Here is a 15729-nt window from a genome sequence, read left to right as displayed (position 1 = left end):
CGCCTCTTCATCGGTTGAAACGGCATTTGCTTTCCGGCGCGTCGTCGCCGAGCGTATCGAGGGGTGTCACGGGGTGCAGGAACCCCTCCTGGGGCGACACCGAAACCAGCATGCGCGGGCCGGCGATCAAGATGGGCTGGCGCATCTGACCGTCCCATTTGCGGAAGGACAGGGCTTCGCCCTTGAAACCGGCCAGTTCGAAGTCGGGGCTGTGCAGATAGGCGACGAGGTCGTCGAAGCCGGTGGCGCTGGTGCGGGTCGCCGCCTCGCCCACGCTGCGCACCGCCAGCCAGGCGGCGTAGTCGCGCGGCAGCATCCAGCGGCCGGCCAGCTTCTCGAACCGGCTTTGCAACTGGGTGCCGCCCCATTGCTCGTTCACCCGCGACCAGGCGGTGGCGATCAATCCCTGGGTGCCGGCCACCGGGCGGGGATGCCAGGTGCGGCCGTCGAGGTAATCGCCGAAATTCCCCGCCTCGTCGGCGACGACCAGCACGTCGTAGTCCGGTCCCTGGGTGGCGAGCGGGATGTCGGACTGGATGGTGGTGACGCCGGTATCGGTGCGGCGGTTGCCGGTGTCGAAGGTCCAGCTCTTCTCGGCGACGATCCGGCCCCCGAAGCGCTTGGCGGCGCGACGCACCGCGTCGGCATAGAGCGCGTCGCCGGGATCACGGCCGATCAGCAGGCTCCAGCCCGTCCATTTCTTCCAGGCGAGATACTGCGCCAGGGCATCGGCCAGCATGCGCCGGCTGGCGGCGGTGTGCAGGATGTTGGCCCGGCACTGCTCGTTGCGCAGAGCATCGTCTGGCGCGCGGGCGTTGAACAGCAGCATCGACCGCGCTTCCGGCCGATCGGCGACGGCGAGCAGCGCATCGCCCGGCAGATCGGCGACGACGAAGCGCACGCCTTCATCCGCCAGCGCCTTCAGCCCGGCGGCGATGTCGCCGTCGGGGGGCAGCACCTGCTCCACCAGCCGGAAGCTCTGGTTCAGGAACATGCCGGTGGAGTTGTTGTCGGCCAGGGCCAGTCGGGCGCCCTGGAGACCCTCGTCGGTCGCCACGGGTTCGAGGAAGCTGGCCGGTGTGCGCGGGTCCTCCTGCCGTCCAAGATAGCCGATCAGAATCGACTGCCCGCCGGCATCCTGGGCCAATGCCGCCGCCACGGGCGCCACAAGCAGAAGCCCGGCAACCGGCAGGGCGGCGATGAGGCGCCTTCGTCCCTTGGCCTTCGATAAGTCGGTGCGTCGCCTAGACAACGGCCAGAATCTCACCTCTTCCTCCTTCCGCAAGATCGCCGATGAAGCGATGGGCGCGGGTGGTGCCCGCGCGCTCGAACCAGCTTCCGGTGCCCTCCAGCGCACGGCGCAGCAGGTGCAGGAACAGCCAGTCCCGCGTGCCGCCGTCGGCGAAGCCATCGGGCGCCGCGTCCTGCGGATGCCCGACAAGCAGCGTGCCGCGCCGCATGCCGAATCCAGGATGCGGGCCGCACCCGCCGCCGACGGCGAGTGTGCCTGCGACCATGAAGGCGGCGGCATAGGCGCCGGCCCGGCCGTCGACGACGACGATTCCGCGCCGCATCCGCTCGCCCGCCCGGTCCCCGGCATCGCCGCCGACGCTGATCAGCCCGCCGCGCATCCCCAGGGGCAGTCCGGGCAGAACGCCGCCCAGGCTGTCGCCGGCACTGCCGTCGATGCGCAGCAGGCCGCCGGCCATTCCGGCACCGGCATGGTTGCCGGCATCGCCCGCGACCAGGATGCGGCCCGACGTCATGCCGGCGCCGACCCGGTGCAGGATGGCGCCGCCCGGCCGGATCAGCAGTCCCTCCGCCGCATCGCCGGCCGACAGATCGAACAGGTCGCCCAACCGGGCCGACCCGCCGCCGCAGGGCAGCGTCATCCGCGCGACATCATCCGCCGTCAGTCCGGCCAGCCGTTCCGGCAGCAGCGCGGACATGTCCACCATCATTTCGGCGTCGCCGCGGTAGGTCAGGGACAGGCCGCTCATGCCATCACCTCGTGCAGATGGAAGTGATGCGGTCCGAGCTTGCCGCCGTAATTCCCTGCGGTGATCGCCAGCACGCCGGCCGCCGTCCCGCCGGCCACGGCCGCCGCGATGCCGGCCCGCATGCCGGTGCGGATGGCGGCCTCGTCGGTGCCGTCCAGCACCAGTTCCAGCACCGCCTCGACATCGGGCGACAGCAGGGTTTCGGGTTCGACCGCCCGCAAGGTCGGGCAGAAGCGCGTGTTGGTGGAGGCGATCAGCGCCTTGTATTTCGACCCGACCTTGGAGCCCGACCGCACCACCCCGCCGGGGAAGGGCAGGATGATGCCGGGCAGCGGCCGGATCGCCGCCACTGCCGCCTCCGCCGCGGCGAGGCACTGGCGGTGGCTGGCGGCCAGGATCAGGAAATTGCCGCCGCCGATGCCCTTCGCCACGGCGACGCTGTCCTCGCAGACGAACTCGCCATCCATCACCGGCAGGCGCCAGAATCGGCGGTCGCCGAACTTCTTGGAGATCTGGTGCCCATCGCCGAAATAGCGCAGGCCGCCGCCGAGCGGGATGCGCTTTGCGCCGTCGATAAGCCCGGCATAGCAGGCCGAACCCGGCGAGGTCATGACGCATTGCCCGACCCGGTTGACGACATGCTTGGCAAGGTCGCCGGTCGACATGCCGAAGATCATCACCGCGGCGCCGGGGCGGCTGTCCGGCGTCTCCTCCGGCGTCAGCAGCCGTTCCACCGCCGCCTCGCAGCCGCAGCCGATGACCGAGGTGGCGAAGCCGGTCAGGCTGGAGGTCGCCGCATCGACCCAGGCGGGCGTGTCGGCGGTGACGACCAGCCGCGTGTAGGTCATCGGAAAGGCTTCGGCGAAAGTGTCCTCGATGCGCACGCCGTTGATCCGAAGCCCCGCCATCACGGCACCTCCCGCCGCCGGCAGGGGTGGAGGACGGGGCCGGCGCCGTGGCGGATCTCCTCGTCGCGTATGCGGAAATGCTTGAGGGACAGGCCGAGGCGCTCGTCGAAATGGCGGGCGATGCGGCGCTCGATCAGGTCGTCGAAGCCGGGGCGGACGACATGGGTGCAGCCCTGTGCCATCGCCACCAGCGTCCCGTCGCGCACCACCAGCCGCCCGCTCTTGAAGACCAGATCCGGTCGTTCGAACATTGCGCGGCGGTCGGGCCGGTCGGTGTAGACGGTGACATCGGCCGAGGCGCCGGGCGCCAGATGGCCGCGGTCGGCAAGGCCCAGGATGCGCGACGGCGCTGCGCGGGTCATGACGGCGATCTCCGCCAGCGTGTATTCGCGGGTGATCGAGCCCAGCGTGGTGTGGGCCGGCGCGTCGGGGTGGATTTCCGCCAGCTTCGCCAGCCGGTAATCGCGGTCCATCAGCAGCCGGATCAGTTCCGGATAGAAGGTGAAGGGCGCGCCGTTGGGGTGGTCGGTGGTCAGGAACACCCGCCAGGGATCGTCCAGCAGCAAGAACAGCTCCAGCCCGATCGCCCATTGCAGCGCGTTGACATAGGAGGTGTCGCGATAGCGGAACGGCACCACGCCGCAGCCGGCATCGCATTCGATGTCCATCGCCAGCCATTTGCGTGGGTGGGCCAGCGGCGCGGTGCGGCGCTGCGCCATGGTGTCGGCCGATGCGGTCACCGTCTGCCCGAACATCACCTGCCCGATGTCGACCGAAAGGGTCGGGGTCCGGTTCACCGCCTCCGCCAGCGCCGCGGCGCCGGAGGAGAATTTGCGGTCACCCTCCGTGTCGTAGCTGTGGAACTGGATGTGCGTCATGTGCATCGGCAGGCCGGACGCCGCCTGGATGGTGTCCAGTGTCGTTGCGACATTGCCGGGAACGCCCAGGTTGCAGCCATGGACATGCAGCGGATGGGGCAGCCCCAGCTCGTACACCGCGCGGGCCAGCACGGTCAGGACGCTGCGCGGGGTAACGCCGTAATAGGGGCCGGGCTCGTCCAGATCGAGCGTGCGGGCGTTGAACTTGAAGGCGTTGATGCCGCCGGGATTGACCACCTTGACGGCGAGGCTCTGGGTCGCCGTCAGCATCCAGGCGACATAGTCATTGATCGCGGCCTGCCCGGCATTGGTGGCAATCAGGTCCAGCAGGAAATCGTCGCTGCCCAGCACCAGATAGCCGCCGGTGTCGATATACGGAATATCGCCCATCTCCATATGCGCATGCCGGGCGTTGGAGCCCAGCATCGCCGGTTCGAAGGCGGCGGTGAAGCCCATCTCGATATAGCGGGCGCCGGTGGTGTGGGTGGAGGGGGTGGCGAGCCCGCTGCCGCCGCCGCAGCCGCAGGGACTGCCGGCGAAGCGGTGGTGTTCGTGCTCCTCCCCCATCAGCAGGCGGGCGAGGTTGACCTTGCCGCCGGCGATGTGGCTGTGGATGTCGATGGCGCCGGCCATCACCACCTTGCCTGTCAGGTCGTATGTGGCGTCGGGCGTGGCTCCCGGCCCCGGATCGGCGGTGATGCGGTCGTCGCGCAACCAGAGGTCGGCGACCTCACCATGCCGGCCGTTGGTCGGGTCGAACAGCCGTCCGCCGGCAAGCTTCGTCAGCATCCGGCCTTCTCCCTGGCATCGGCGGATTGCTCCAGCGCCACCAGCATCCGGCCGATCACGTCGGCGACGCTGGGCAGGCCGCGGTCGATCAGCGCGCCGGCATGCAGCGCCACCACGCTGTCGGCGCGGAACACGTCGCCGGCATGGTCGATGCCCGGTGTTCCCACCGGAATGAACAGTGCCGGTTCGGCCGTGATGGCCGTCTCCGGCGGCGCCAGCATGATGACGCTGCCGCCGGTACTGAACTCTGGCTCTTCGGGCCGAAAGGCGGAAATCCACAGCGTCACGTCGGCATCGCGCAGGCGCGACCGCCAGTCAAACCTGTCGGGATCGTGGAAGGGCGCGCCCGCCTCGAAGCCGGTGCGCAGCGGAAAGCCGGTGCGCCATGTGCAGGCCTGGTTGGCGCCGATCAGGTTGTCGGCGCCGGACAGCGGCAGGCCGGCGCAACGCGTCGTGCCGTCCACCGTGCGGACCAGCCGGACAAGCGCTTCGACGATCAGGTCCGGCTGAGGTCCGTCGAACAGCCCCGCCGCCCACACCACCACCGCATAGCGCGCCGCCCGCAACCGGGCCGCCAGTTCCGCCATTCGGGGATCCTCCGCCGCTCCCCGGCCGGCCAATGCCGTCCTGAGCCGGGTGACCAGGGTGGCGAGATCGGGCTGCGGGTCGGTCTCCATGCCCCGCGTTTCGATCTGGCCGGCAAGGCACTGCACGGTCTCTGGCAACGGTTCCCCGCCCAGGAAGACGACGCTCCGGCCCCCGCCGGGGACGAAGGCCGGCGGCGGTGCCACCCAGCGTTCCCACAGGCGCGGGAAGGCGGCAGCCGGGTCCGGCCCGACGACCAATACGAGGTCGCTGCGGTTGCGCAGTTCCGCCAGCGTGGTGACCGACCAGCCGAAGCGCCGCAGGACCGCGAGGTTGCGAAAGAGCGCATCGGACCGCTCATGGTCCACCGTCGCCCCGATGCGTGCGGCGAGCGTCAATGCGGCGAGCACGCCGTCGACATCGGCGGCCAATCCGGCGATCAGCGGCGCACGGGCGGCGCCCAGCAGCCGCGCCGCCTCGGCGACCGCTTGGTCCATGGGAACCTGGGTGCCGGCCATGCGGGCGTCCGTTGCCACCGCCATGGGCCGGCGGAACAGCCGGTCGGCCTGCGGGCAGCCGCTGGGCCGGGGGGCGATGCCGGAATCGTCCTGGTCGATCCCGATGTCGCCGCATCCCAGGCCGCAGAACGGACAGAGTATTTCGGGGTGGAAGGTCATGGCCCCCCAATCGCCTGAGCGGAGAATGAACCGCGGAGAATGCACCCGGATGCGCAGTCGACCGCATAGGCCGCAGGAACTATTCCCGGCGGTCCATGCGGAGGATTTCAGATGAGCAGTCGTCTTCGCCGGCAACCGTCCAAGCATCGGCCCCGATACGGAACACCCGATGCTTGGACATGGTCGGCCCCGGACATGCCGTTCGGTCCGTTCATGACCAGTTTCCTCCCCGGAAATCCGCACCCCATTCGGGTTACTGCACGCAGATACTCGTTCGCGCTACGGACAATTTTATTCGTAACGCTAACATTGTGCCGGGACCCGCGCAAAGGGAATGCAGATGAGCCACCAGCGCAATCGGATAGGGGAGGTGCGGGTCCATGCGCCCGCGCGGCTGCATGCCGGATTTGTCGACCTCAATGGCGGGCTCGGGCGCCGCTTCGGCAGCTTGGGCATCGCCATCGACCGGCCGGCGATTACCCTGCGCATTCGTCCGGCCGACCGGTTGACTGTCGACGGCCCGTCTGCCGAGCGTGTCCGGCGCAGCATAGAGCGGCTGGGCCGGGAGGCCGGGCTGTCCGATAGGGTTGCCGTAACGGTGGAGGAGGCGATCCCGGCCCATGTCGGGCTCGGTTCCGGCACCCAGACGGACCTTGCCGTTGCGGCGGCGCTGGTCTGCCTGGAGGGGCGCCGCACCGCCGCCCGCGATCTGGCCCGCGCGCTGGAACGGGGCGCACGCTCCGGCATCGGGCTGGCGGCCTTCGAGCAGGGCGGGGTGCTGCTGGACGGTGGCCGCGGCGGGCTGGATGCGGCGCCCCCGCTGATCGCGCGGGCCGAATTTCCCGACGACTGGCGCATCCTGCTTCTGCTCCACCGTGGCGGCCATGGGCTGCACGGCGCACCGGAGGCGGAGGCCTTCCGGCGCCTGCCGCCCTTTCCGCCGGATGCGGCGGCCCATCTCTGCCGGCTGATGCTGATGGTGGCGCTCCCGGCCCTGGCCGAGCGCGACGTAGAGGCTTTCGGCCGGGCCATCGGCGAGCTTCAGCGCACGGTCGGCGACCATTTCGCCCCGGCCCAGGGCGGACGCTTCACCAGCCCGCTGGTGGCGGAGGTGCTGGCATGGCTGGAGGCGCAGGGAATCGCCGGCGTCGGCCAAAGCTCCTGGGGGCCGACCTGCTTCGCCATCGTCGGCGATGCGGCGTCGGCGGAACGGCTGGCCGGCGAGATGCGCGACCGCTGGGCCGGATCGCCGCTGGAGGTCATGGTCTGCCGCGGGCGGAACGTCGGCGCGACGGTGGAGAACATGAACGCCGGGACGGGCTTCATGCCTGCGGTCCGGCGGGCGGCCGGTGAATAGGCGGCCGATGAACAACTGAAGGGAGGCAGGCATGAGCGCCCCTTACGTGCTGCACATGATCACGCCGCTGGCGAATGTCAGCCCGTTCGACGTCAACATGGCGGTGGATGCCGGCATCGACACGGTGGTCCCCTATACGGGTATCGAAACCGCGCAGGTCGAGGCCCTGACCCAGGACGCCATGTTCTCCCGCGATCCGAAGAATGCGGCGCGCACCGGCCTGTTCATCGGCGGGCGCGATGCGGCGATGGCGCTGGACATGCTCGACGTGGCGCGCAAGGCCATGTTCCCGCCCTTCCAGATCTCGGTCTTCGCCGATCCGTCCGGCGCCTTCACCACCGCTGCAGCGATGGTCGCGGTGGTGGCGCGTGCCCTGCGGCGGGTTGGGCGGGACGGCCTCACCGGGCTGGACGTCCAGGTCTATGGCGCGACCGGCGTGGTCGGCGGCATCGCCGGCCTGATCGCCGCCCAGGCCGGCGGCAGCGTCACCCTGGTCAGCCACCGCGGCGTGTCGGCCGTGCAGGGCAAGGCGGAGGAGTTCGGGCGCCGCTATGGCGTGACGCTGTCCTGCGCCGACACGGCGAGCGGCGGCAAGGCGGAGCTTCTGGAGCGTGCGGAGGTCGTTCTGGCCTGCGGCAAGGCGGGCATAACCGTGCTGTCTACCGAGGATCTGCGTGCGGCCAAGCGCCTGCGGGTGGCGGCCGACATCAACGCCGTGCCGCCGGCCGGTGTGGAGGGCGTCGGCGTGCAGGACGACGGGGTTGCCTTGCCGACTGCATCGGGTGCCGTCGGCATTGGCGCGCTCGCCATCGGCAACGTCAAGTTCAAGGTCCAGCACCATCTGCTGGAGCGGATGCAGACCGGCGGCACCGCCGTCGCCTTCGACTTCCAGGACGCCATGGCCGCGGCACGGACCATCGCCGGAAAGGCATCGTGATGCAGGATCGCCCCAGCCTGTCGGCACTCTCCGCCCCGCTCGCCGCCGCCCTGGTCGCCGATGCGGCACAATTGCGGATCGGCATCGACCGGGTTGCCGGTGCGACGGTCGTCGATGGCGGGATCGCCCGGCCCGGCGGGCTGGAGGCCGGACGCCGCATCGCCGAACTGTGCATGGGCGGTCTCGGCCGGGTGACGCTGCAGGCCGATACCCAGTCCGACCGCTGGCCCTTCCAGGTGGCAGTGCACAGCACCGACCCGGTGCTCGCCTGCCTGGGCAGCCAATATGCGGGGTGGAGCCTGTCGCATAAGGACGAGGGCGGGTCCTTCTTCGCGCTCGGCTCCGGCCCCGGCCGCGCCCTGGCCCGCAAGGAGACGCTGTTCGACGAACTCGGTTACGGGGACAGCGGCGACCATGCCGTCCTGGTCCTGGAAAGCGGCACCGTCCCGCCGGCCCCGTTGGTGGAGCGGATCGCCGCCGATTGCGGGGTGGCGCCGGAGCGGCTGACCCTGGTGCTGACGCCGACGGCGAGCCTCGCCGGCACCGTCCAAATCGTCGCCCGCGTGCTGGAGGTCGCGCTGCACAAGGTGCATGCGCTGGGCTTTCCGCTGCACGACGTCGTCGACGGCATCGGCGTCGCACCGCTGCCGCCGCCGGGCGAGGGCTTTGTCGAGGCGATGGGGCGGACCAACGACGCCATCCTGTTCGGCGGCACCGTCCAACTGTTCGTCACCGGCCCCGACGATGCCGCCGCCGATCTGGCGCAACGGCTGCCGAGCACGGAATCGCGTGACTACGGGCGCCCCTTCGCGGAAGTGTTCGCGGCGGTGAACAAGGACTTCTACGCCATCGACCCGCTGCTGTTCGCGCCGGCCCGCGCGGTGGTGACGGACCTGCACTCCGGTCGCAGCTTTCATGGCGGGCGTCTTGCGTCGGGCATGCTCGACCGGTCCTTCGGGGGGTGACAGGGATGGCCCCCGGCGTCGCGGAGCTGTTCATGGCCGTCTGCCGGGCGGAGGTGATGGCGCTGAAGCCCGGGAACGTCCATGTCCACGCTGCCGGCCACGGCATGACGGTGGCGGACTTCCTGCTGTCGGCGGAGGTCGCGGCGCCGGAGATCGCACGGCCCGGCGCGTCGGTGGGGGAGCGGATCCTGCGGGCGGTGCGGGCGACGCGGGCGGCGGTGAACTGCAACACCAATCTCGGCATCCTGCTTCTGGCCGCCCCGCTGGCGCGCGCCGCGGAGATGCCGCCGTCCCGTCCGCTCCGCGACAGGGTGTATGCAGTGCTGGGGGACCTGGGTGTGGAGGATGCCGAAGCCGCCTATGAGGCGATCCGCCTTGCGTCACCCGGCGGACTGGGCCGCGCAGCGGAGCATGACGTCGCCGGACCCGCGACGGTGGACCTGCGCACAGCCATGGCCGCGGCACGGTCGCGCGACCGCATCGCAGCCCAATATGCCGATGGCTACCGCGACGTGTTCGAGATCGGCGTCGCCCGTGCGCGGGCGGTTGATGGCAAGGATTTTGGCAAGGATGCCGTATCGATGGCCGAAGCGGTCTATCTGGAATTCCTGACCGCCTTCCCCGACAGCCACGTCCTGCGCAAGCAGGGAGAGACGGTGGCGACGGCCTTGATGAGCGAAGCGCGGGAGGTGCGCCGGCAACTGGCGGCGGAAAAATCGGATGCCGTCCGGCACGACCATCTGTTCGCCTTTGATGCAAGGCTGAAATGGCAGGGCATCAACCCCGGCACCTCCGCCGACCTCACCGTCGCCAGCCTCTTTGCCCACGGGCTGGAGGACAGGGAACAGGAAGCAAAGGATGACAGGAATGACGTTCACCCTCGGCCTTGATGTCGGCGGCGCGCACCTGAAGGCTGCATGGCTCTCCGGCGGCGAGCTGATCGACGTGGTGCAGGTGCCCTGTCCGCTCTGGCAGGGGCTCGACCGGCTGGAGGGGGCGCTGGCGGAGGTCGCGGGACGCCATCGGCCGCTGTCGGATGTGGCGGTCACCATGACCGGGGAACTGGTCGATCTGTTCGCCGACCGCGCCGATGGGGTCGGGCGGATTCTCGACGTGCTGGCCGCCGGTTTGCCTGGAGTGCCGCTGGAGGTGTTCGCCGGACCGGCCGGATTCCTGTCCGCCGTCGATGCCCGCCATCGGGTGACGGAGGTCGCCTCCGCCAACTGGCATGCCACGGCGGCGCTGGCCGCCCTGGCGCTGCCGGAGGGCATCCTCGTCGACATCGGCAGCACCACCACCGACATCGTGCCCTTCGCCGCCGGCTGCGTCCTGAATGCCGGCTACACCGACGCCGCACGGATGGAGACGGGGGAACTGCTCTACACCGGTGTCGTCCGCACCCCCATCATGGCGGTCGCCCCGCAGGCTCCCGTCAACGGCGTCTGGCGCGGCGTGATGGCGGAGTATTTCGCCACCATGGCCGATGCCCACCGGCTTGCCGGCACCCTTCCGGAGGGGGCCGACCTCCACCCGACCGCCGACGGCCGCGACAAGGGTCTGGAGGCCAGCGCTCGACGCCTTGCCCGCATGGTCGGGGCCGATTCCGGCGATCCGGCGGACGGCGGCGACGCGACATGGCGCCGGCTCGCCAACCACTTCATCGACCATCAGGTCCGCAGGATCGAGGACGGGCTGGCCCAGGTGGCCTCGCGCGGGGTGGTGCCGGACGAAGCGCCCCTGGTCGGCGCCGGGGTCGGCCGGTTCCTGGTGGAGCGTGTGGCCGCGCGCACCGGCCGTCCCTACCGCTTCCTGATGGAGGCGGCCACTCTGCCGGAATGCTGGCGGTCCATCGCCGCGGACTGCGCACCGGCGGTCGCCGTGGCCCTGTTGAACGCGCTCGGCCGGGCGCCGGACGGAACCCGGCGGGGGAGGGTGGCATGGGCGTCCGCCTGATCCTCGCCGCGATCCTGTCCGTCGCCGCAGCAGCACCCGCATGGTCGGAGCCGCTCGCGGTGACGGAGATCGCGCCCGGCATCTTCGTGCACCAGGGCGTAATCGCCGAACCGGCGCCGGACAACCGGGGCGACACCGCCAACATCGGCTTCATCGTGGGCGGCAGCGGCGTGGCGGTGATCGACACCGGCGGCACGCCGGATTTGGGCCGCCGCCTGCGCGAGACCATCGCCAGCCGGACCGACAAGCCGCCGGTCGTGGTCATCAACACCCACATGCATCCCGACCATGTGTTCGGAAACGCCGCCTTCGACGGGGTTCCGGTGGTCGGCCACGCCAACCTGCGGGACGCGCTGGCCGCCCGCATCGAGGTCTACCAGCGCCGGCTGGCCGACGAACTGGGCGCCGAGGCGGCGGCCGGGATCGCGCCGGTGCGGGTGGACCGGCCGGTGGGGGAGGAGGTGCGGATCGACCTCGGCGACCGCGTCATCGTCCTGACCGCCCATCCGACGGCGCACACCAACAACGACCTGACCGTCTTCGACCGGCAGACCGGGACGCTGTTCGCCGGTGACCTGCTGTTTCTCGACCATCTGCCGGCGGTGGACGGCAGTGCGGTGGGCTGGCTGCGCGTGATCGACGCGCTCGGGCGCATTCCGGCGGTGCGAGCCGTTCCCGGACACGGCCCCCCGGCCGTCGACTGGCCCGGCGCGCTGGATCCCGAGCGGCGCTACCTCAACACGCTGGTGGAGGGGGTGCGGCGGGTGCTGAAGGCCGGCGGCAGCATCCAGGAGGCCGTCGCGCATGTGGCGAAGGATGAACAGGACCGCTGGCTGTTGTTCGATGAGTACAATCCGCGCAACGTGACGGCGACCTTCGCCGAGCTGGAATGGGAATAGGAGCGCGATACCGGAGGGAGGAAGCGATGACCGGACATCCGATGCGGAAGCTGAGTCTTGGCGGGTTCCTGATGATGCTGTCCATGCCGGCGCTCGCCGCCGGCGATGCGGCGGAGGATGCCGCACGCTGGGACCTGCTGCGCGACATGTATTTCAAGGACCGTCCGGTCGAGGAGGCCGGCAACCGGATGCGGATCGACGCCCCGGCGCGCGCCCACGACGCGGCGCTGGTGCCGGTGCGGGTGGAGGTCGATCCATCCCTTCGCCTGAAGTCGCTGTCGCTGCTGGTCGACAAGAACCCGGTGCCGCTGGCCGCCACCTTCCGCTATGGCCCGGCCAGCGCCGGCAGCACCATCGAGACCCGCCTGCGCGTCAACGAATACACCAATCTCCACGCCGTGGGCGAAACGCAGGACGGGCGCCTGCTGATGACGCAGGCCTTCGTAAAGGCGGCCGGCGGCTGTTCGGCCCCGGCCCTCAAGGACCCGCAGGAGGCGATGGCGCGGCTCGGCCGCATCAAGGTGAAACTGCCGGAGACGGCCGGTGCCGGCAGCGCGGCCGACGCGCAGCTGTTGATCAGCCATCCCAATGCCAGCGGCCTGCAGTTCGATCAGGTCAGCCGCACCTACATCCCCGCCCATTACATCCAGTCCATCACCATCCGCATCGGCGGACAGACGGTTCTGGAGGCGGACACCGACATCTCCATCAGCGAGGATCCGAACCTGCGCTTCAGCTTCATCCCCGTCGAGGGCGGCAGCCTGGAGGTGACCGCCCAAGACACCAAGGGCGCCACCTTCACCCGGACGGTTCCGCTGGCGGCCGGGGGCGGTTGACGGCAAACCGCAAGGCGGCGCGCCTCGGAAGCACTTGCCTCAGAAGCACTGGCGGTCGGCGGCGACCTGGGCCTGGCGGAAGCGGTCCATCAGGTCCTTGGCCCAGCCGGAACTGCGGAAGATCCCGGCCCGCTCGCCCGGCATGTCGGCCATCACCTTCACCGTTTCGATGGCGGTGTAGTCGTCATAGGTGATGCGGTCGGCGATGGCGTCGATGCTGCAGGCGCATTTCTCCATGACGATGTGCGACTGGCCGTTGGATGCCATGCAGGCGATCACGTAATCGGCCCGCGCCGCCGTGGGATAGTCGTTGGCCGGACCGGCAGCGGCGGGAAGCGCCGACAGCGGAGTCGTGCCGAGGACGATTGCCGTGAGGACAAGCGCGATGCGAACTGGCATGCCCGGAATTCTCCCCCTGTTGCCCGCCGATCGCAGCCGGAAAGCCGCGACCGTTCACCCACAATGATTGCTATACGCAACAATCACCGATACGGATTGAGCGCGTCCACCCCAAAGGAGTGGGGTCTCCTTTGGAGTGGATGCGAGGGAGGGTGAGGACGCCGTACGGGAATAGAGGCGTCCGCCGGGTCAGACCTGACGCGGTTCGCACTTCCAGCGGCGGACTGTGTATTTCGGATGCTGTTCCGCCCATTCGGCAGCCCGGAACATGCCGTTGCGCGAACAGGCCATCACGTTGGCGAAAGGCTCCTGGAACGACGGGCGTTCGACAGTGCAGCGGTCGGGGCTGGATACGAGGCAGACCACGAAGAGCAACTCGATCATGACATCTCCAGAGTCAGGAATGTTGCGGGCGACCCCGTTTGACCTCCGCCGTTCGGGTTCATTTCATGGTTATGTTGCAGTGCACAACAAGCAGAGCGTCCGAGTCAAGACCTCTGATGTATGACATCGCATGTGTGCATGAACATTGGGACCATGCCCTATGTCTCGATTCAGCGATCATTCGCGCTTCCTGCGCTCCGCATCTCCATCCTAACCGGAATTGCATCGGCCAATGACACGGGCGAAAGACGGGAACCGAACCGCCGGATGCACGGTTGGCTTTCCCGTCTCTTCAGTCTTGGTTGGAGTCGAAGGTCATGGAGTTGTCGGGGAAGGTGGCGCTGGTCACCGGTGCCGGGTCGGGGATCGGCAAGGCGTCCGCAGTGCTGTTCGCCAGGGCCGGGGCCAGCGTCGGGGTGTTGAGCCGCACCGAGGACGAGATCCGCAAGACCGCCGAGGAGATCGTTGCTGCCGGCGGCAAGGCGCTGGCGCTGACCGCCGATGTCGGCGACGACGCGGCGATGCGGCAAGCGGTGGACCGGCTGGCGGCGGAGTATGGGCGGATCGACATCGTCTTCGCCAACGCCGGCATCAACGGCGTCTGGGCCGCCATCGACGAACTGACGCCCGAGGAATGGGACCGGACCATCAACACCAACCTGCGCGGCACCTACCTGACGCTGCACCATGCCGTTCCGCATTTGAAGAAGGCTGGCGGCGGCTCGGTGATCGTCACGGCGTCGATCAACGGCACGCGGGTGTTCAGCAACACGGGCGCCACCGCCTACTCCTGCACCAAGGCGGCCCAGCTGGCGATGGTGAAGATGCTGGCCCTGGAACTGGCGAAGGACCGCATCCGCGTCAACGCCATCTGTCCCGGCATCATCGATACGGAAATCCCCGACAACACCCAGCCCCGCAACCTCGAGTCCCTGCGGGTGCCGATTGAGTATCCCGAGGGCAAGGTGCCCCTGACCGACGGGAAATCAGGCGACAGCTTCGACGTGGCGGAACTCGCCCTGTTCCTGGCGTCGGACCGGGCAAAGCACATCAGCGGCACGCCGGTCTGGATCGACGGGGCGGAATCCTTGATGGTCGGCTGAGGTTCGGGCATTCGTTGGTCATCGAACGACTGGTCAGGAAAGGGCGGGACTCCCATGAGCGTGACTGAAACCGTGCGGAACAACGAACAGCTCAACCGGTACGAGCTGACCATCGACGGTGCCACCGCGGTGGCGGAGTACGAGCTGCGGGACGGCAAGATCGTCTTCACCCACACCCACGTGCCGGAAAGCATGTCCGGCAAGGGTGTCGGGTCGGCATTGGCGAAGGGCGCGCTGGAGGATGTCCGCGCGCAAGGAAAGAAGGCGCTGCCGCTCTGCTCCTTCATCGACGGCTACATCAAGCGCCATCCCGACTACGCCGACCTCGTGGAGTAGGGCAGGAAATCGGGCGGGCGGCGGTCAGCCCGCCCGCCGTTCCTCCTCGCCATCGAGGAAGATCAGATCACCGTCCAGCAGGAACAGGCAGATGCAATCCTCCTTGCTGGCGCCGCGGGCATGGTGGTCGGTGGGGGCGACATAGTGGGCGACATCGCCCAGCTCATAGTGGCCGTATTCGTCGCTGAAGGCACCGCGCAGCACCAGGAGGAGTTCATCGGCCGTGTGCCGGTGCGCCGGAACCGGTGCGTCATGCGCCATCCGCAGCAGGCAGATGTTGGTGCCGGCCAGCGTCCGCTGCCACGCCGACAGCCAGACGCCCGGCGACAGTTCCGTCCAGGACCCGCAATCCACCGGACTGTCGATCGCCTCCGGCAACCAACTGCGCAGAGGTTCCGGCACCAGCCGGCCAGCGGGCTCCCCGGCAACGTCGAACAGGCGCGGAGCCTCCGCATCCGCGGATTTGTCCGCCGTTGCCGGCGGGGCGACCAGCAGCCCGTCCATCCGGTCGAGCAGTCCGTCCAGATCGGCGGCGGCCTCGCCGGGCAGTTCCTCGAACCAGCTGCCGCACAGTGCCTCGAAGGCAGCGACGCGGCGGCGGCAGTCGGGACAATAGGCGAGGTGCGTCGCCACCAGCAGCGACTTGCCCACCCGCTCCTGTCCGCTGGCATAGCCGATCAGAAGCTGGTCGTCCGGATGATGATGGGGGAACGTCACGCCCGG

17 protein-coding genes are annotated in these 15729 nt (G+C 69.4%); 9 read left to right on the top strand and 8 right to left on the bottom strand.

Annotation, left to right across the window (positions count from 1 at the left end; genetic code table 11):
• Positions 1-7: 7 nt before the first annotated feature.
• The 5 genes from FZ983_RS30615 to FZ983_RS30595 are packed head-to-tail and all read right to left on the bottom strand — an operon-like array spanning position 8 to position 5837.
• A complete protein-coding gene (locus FZ983_RS30615; protein ID WP_247884047.1) occupies positions 8-1267 on the bottom strand; it encodes an ABC transporter substrate-binding protein in 1260 nt (419 codons plus the stop codon).
• A complete protein-coding gene (locus FZ983_RS30610; protein ID WP_149228336.1) occupies positions 1245-2000 on the bottom strand; it encodes a formylmethanofuran dehydrogenase subunit C in 756 nt (251 codons plus the stop codon). Before FZ983_RS30610 ends, FZ983_RS30615 begins: the two co-directional genes overlap by 23 nt.
• Entirely contained in the window at positions 1997-2908 is a 912-nt protein-coding gene (gene fhcD / locus FZ983_RS30605) for a formylmethanofuran--tetrahydromethanopterin N-formyltransferase (protein WP_149228335.1), read from the bottom strand. The genes FZ983_RS30610 and fhcD overlap by 4 nt, the downstream gene beginning before the upstream one ends.
• The gene (locus FZ983_RS30600; RefSeq protein WP_149228334.1) at positions 2908-4575 is read right to left on the bottom strand and encodes a formylmethanofuran dehydrogenase subunit A; all 1668 of its coding nucleotides are present in this window, start codon (positions 4573-4575) and stop codon (positions 2908-2910) included. Before FZ983_RS30600 ends, fhcD begins: the two co-directional genes overlap by 1 nt.
• Positions 4569-5837 carry a formylmethanofuran dehydrogenase gene (locus FZ983_RS30595; protein WP_149228333.1) on the bottom strand — a complete coding sequence of 423 codons (1269 nt, stop codon included), beginning with the start codon at positions 5835-5837 and terminating at the stop codon, positions 4569-4571. The genes FZ983_RS30600 and FZ983_RS30595 overlap by 7 nt, the downstream gene beginning before the upstream one ends.
• A 340-nt stretch (positions 5838-6177) precedes the next feature.
• Here FZ983_RS30595 and FZ983_RS30590 point away from each other — a divergent pair, with 340 nt between their 5' ends.
• Genes FZ983_RS30590 through FZ983_RS30560 form a run of 7 tightly spaced genes read left to right on the top strand, consistent with a single transcriptional unit; the run spans position 6178 to position 12784 of the window.
• On the top strand, positions 6178-7194 hold the full coding sequence (locus FZ983_RS30590) for a beta-ribofuranosylaminobenzene 5'-phosphate synthase family protein (protein ID WP_149228332.1): 1017 nt from the start codon (positions 6178-6180) through the stop codon (positions 7192-7194).
• Positions 7195-7225: 31 nt separating this feature from the next.
• Positions 7226-8131, top strand: a complete 906-nt coding sequence (locus tag FZ983_RS30585; RefSeq protein ID WP_149228331.1) for an NAD(P)-dependent methylenetetrahydromethanopterin dehydrogenase — start codon at positions 7226-7228, stop codon at positions 8129-8131.
• Entirely contained in the window at positions 8131-9096 is a 966-nt protein-coding gene (gene mch, locus FZ983_RS30580) for a methenyltetrahydromethanopterin cyclohydrolase (RefSeq protein WP_149228373.1), read from the top strand. The genes FZ983_RS30585 and mch overlap by 1 nt, the downstream gene beginning before the upstream one ends.
• A gap of 5 nt (positions 9097-9101) precedes the next feature.
• A complete protein-coding gene (locus tag FZ983_RS30575) occupies positions 9102-9986 on the top strand; it encodes a triphosphoribosyl-dephospho-CoA synthase (protein WP_149228330.1) in 885 nt (294 codons plus the stop codon).
• Positions 9964-11049 (top strand): hydantoinase/oxoprolinase family protein, encoded by a 1086-nt coding sequence (locus tag FZ983_RS30570; RefSeq protein WP_149228329.1) that lies wholly within the window; start codon positions 9964-9966, stop codon positions 11047-11049. Before FZ983_RS30575 ends, FZ983_RS30570 begins: the two co-directional genes overlap by 23 nt.
• A complete protein-coding gene (locus FZ983_RS30565) occupies positions 11034-11948 on the top strand; it encodes a quinoprotein relay system zinc metallohydrolase 2 (RefSeq protein ID WP_149228328.1) in 915 nt (304 codons plus the stop codon). The genes FZ983_RS30570 and FZ983_RS30565 overlap by 16 nt, the downstream gene beginning before the upstream one ends.
• Positions 11949-11974: 26 nt before the next feature.
• Positions 11975-12784 (top strand): quinoprotein dehydrogenase-associated SoxYZ-like carrier, encoded by an 810-nt coding sequence (locus FZ983_RS30560; RefSeq protein WP_149228327.1) that lies wholly within the window; start codon positions 11975-11977, stop codon positions 12782-12784.
• 39 nt (positions 12785-12823) lie between these two features.
• Here the strand turns inward: FZ983_RS30560 and FZ983_RS30555 are convergent, their stop codons facing one another.
• Positions 12824-13183: a hypothetical protein gene (locus FZ983_RS30555; RefSeq protein ID WP_149228326.1), complete on the bottom strand. Its 360-nt coding sequence runs from the start codon at positions 13181-13183 to the stop codon at positions 12824-12826.
• A 189-nt stretch (positions 13184-13372) separates the two neighbouring features.
• Positions 13373-13567, bottom strand: coding sequence for a hypothetical protein (locus tag FZ983_RS30550; RefSeq protein ID WP_149228325.1), 195 nt, complete (start codon positions 13565-13567; stop codon positions 13373-13375).
• A gap of 317 nt (positions 13568-13884) precedes the next feature.
• Here FZ983_RS30550 and FZ983_RS30545 point away from each other — a divergent pair, with 317 nt between their 5' ends.
• Together FZ983_RS30545 and FZ983_RS30540 are read left to right on the top strand one after the other, a co-directional pair.
• Positions 13885-14670, top strand: coding sequence for an SDR family NAD(P)-dependent oxidoreductase (locus FZ983_RS30545; protein ID WP_149228324.1), 786 nt, complete (start codon positions 13885-13887; stop codon positions 14668-14670).
• 54 nt (positions 14671-14724) lie between these two features.
• Positions 14725-15006 carry a GNAT family N-acetyltransferase gene (locus FZ983_RS30540; protein WP_149228323.1) on the top strand — a complete coding sequence of 94 codons (282 nt, stop codon included), beginning with the start codon at positions 14725-14727 and terminating at the stop codon, positions 15004-15006.
• Positions 15007-15030: 24 nt separating this feature from the next.
• Here the strand turns inward: FZ983_RS30540 and FZ983_RS30535 are convergent, their stop codons facing one another.
• Positions 15031-15723: a cupin domain-containing protein gene (locus FZ983_RS30535; protein WP_149228322.1), complete on the bottom strand. Its 693-nt coding sequence runs from the start codon at positions 15721-15723 to the stop codon at positions 15031-15033.
• Between the last annotated feature and the right edge of the window lie 6 nt (positions 15724-15729).

It is taken from the genome of Azospirillum sp. B21, assembly GCF_008364825.1.
Classification (GTDB): domain Bacteria; phylum Pseudomonadota; class Alphaproteobacteria; order Azospirillales; family Azospirillaceae; genus Azospirillum.
Note: the sequence above shows the minus strand (reverse complement) of the source record. Positions and strands in the feature narration are given on the sequence as shown.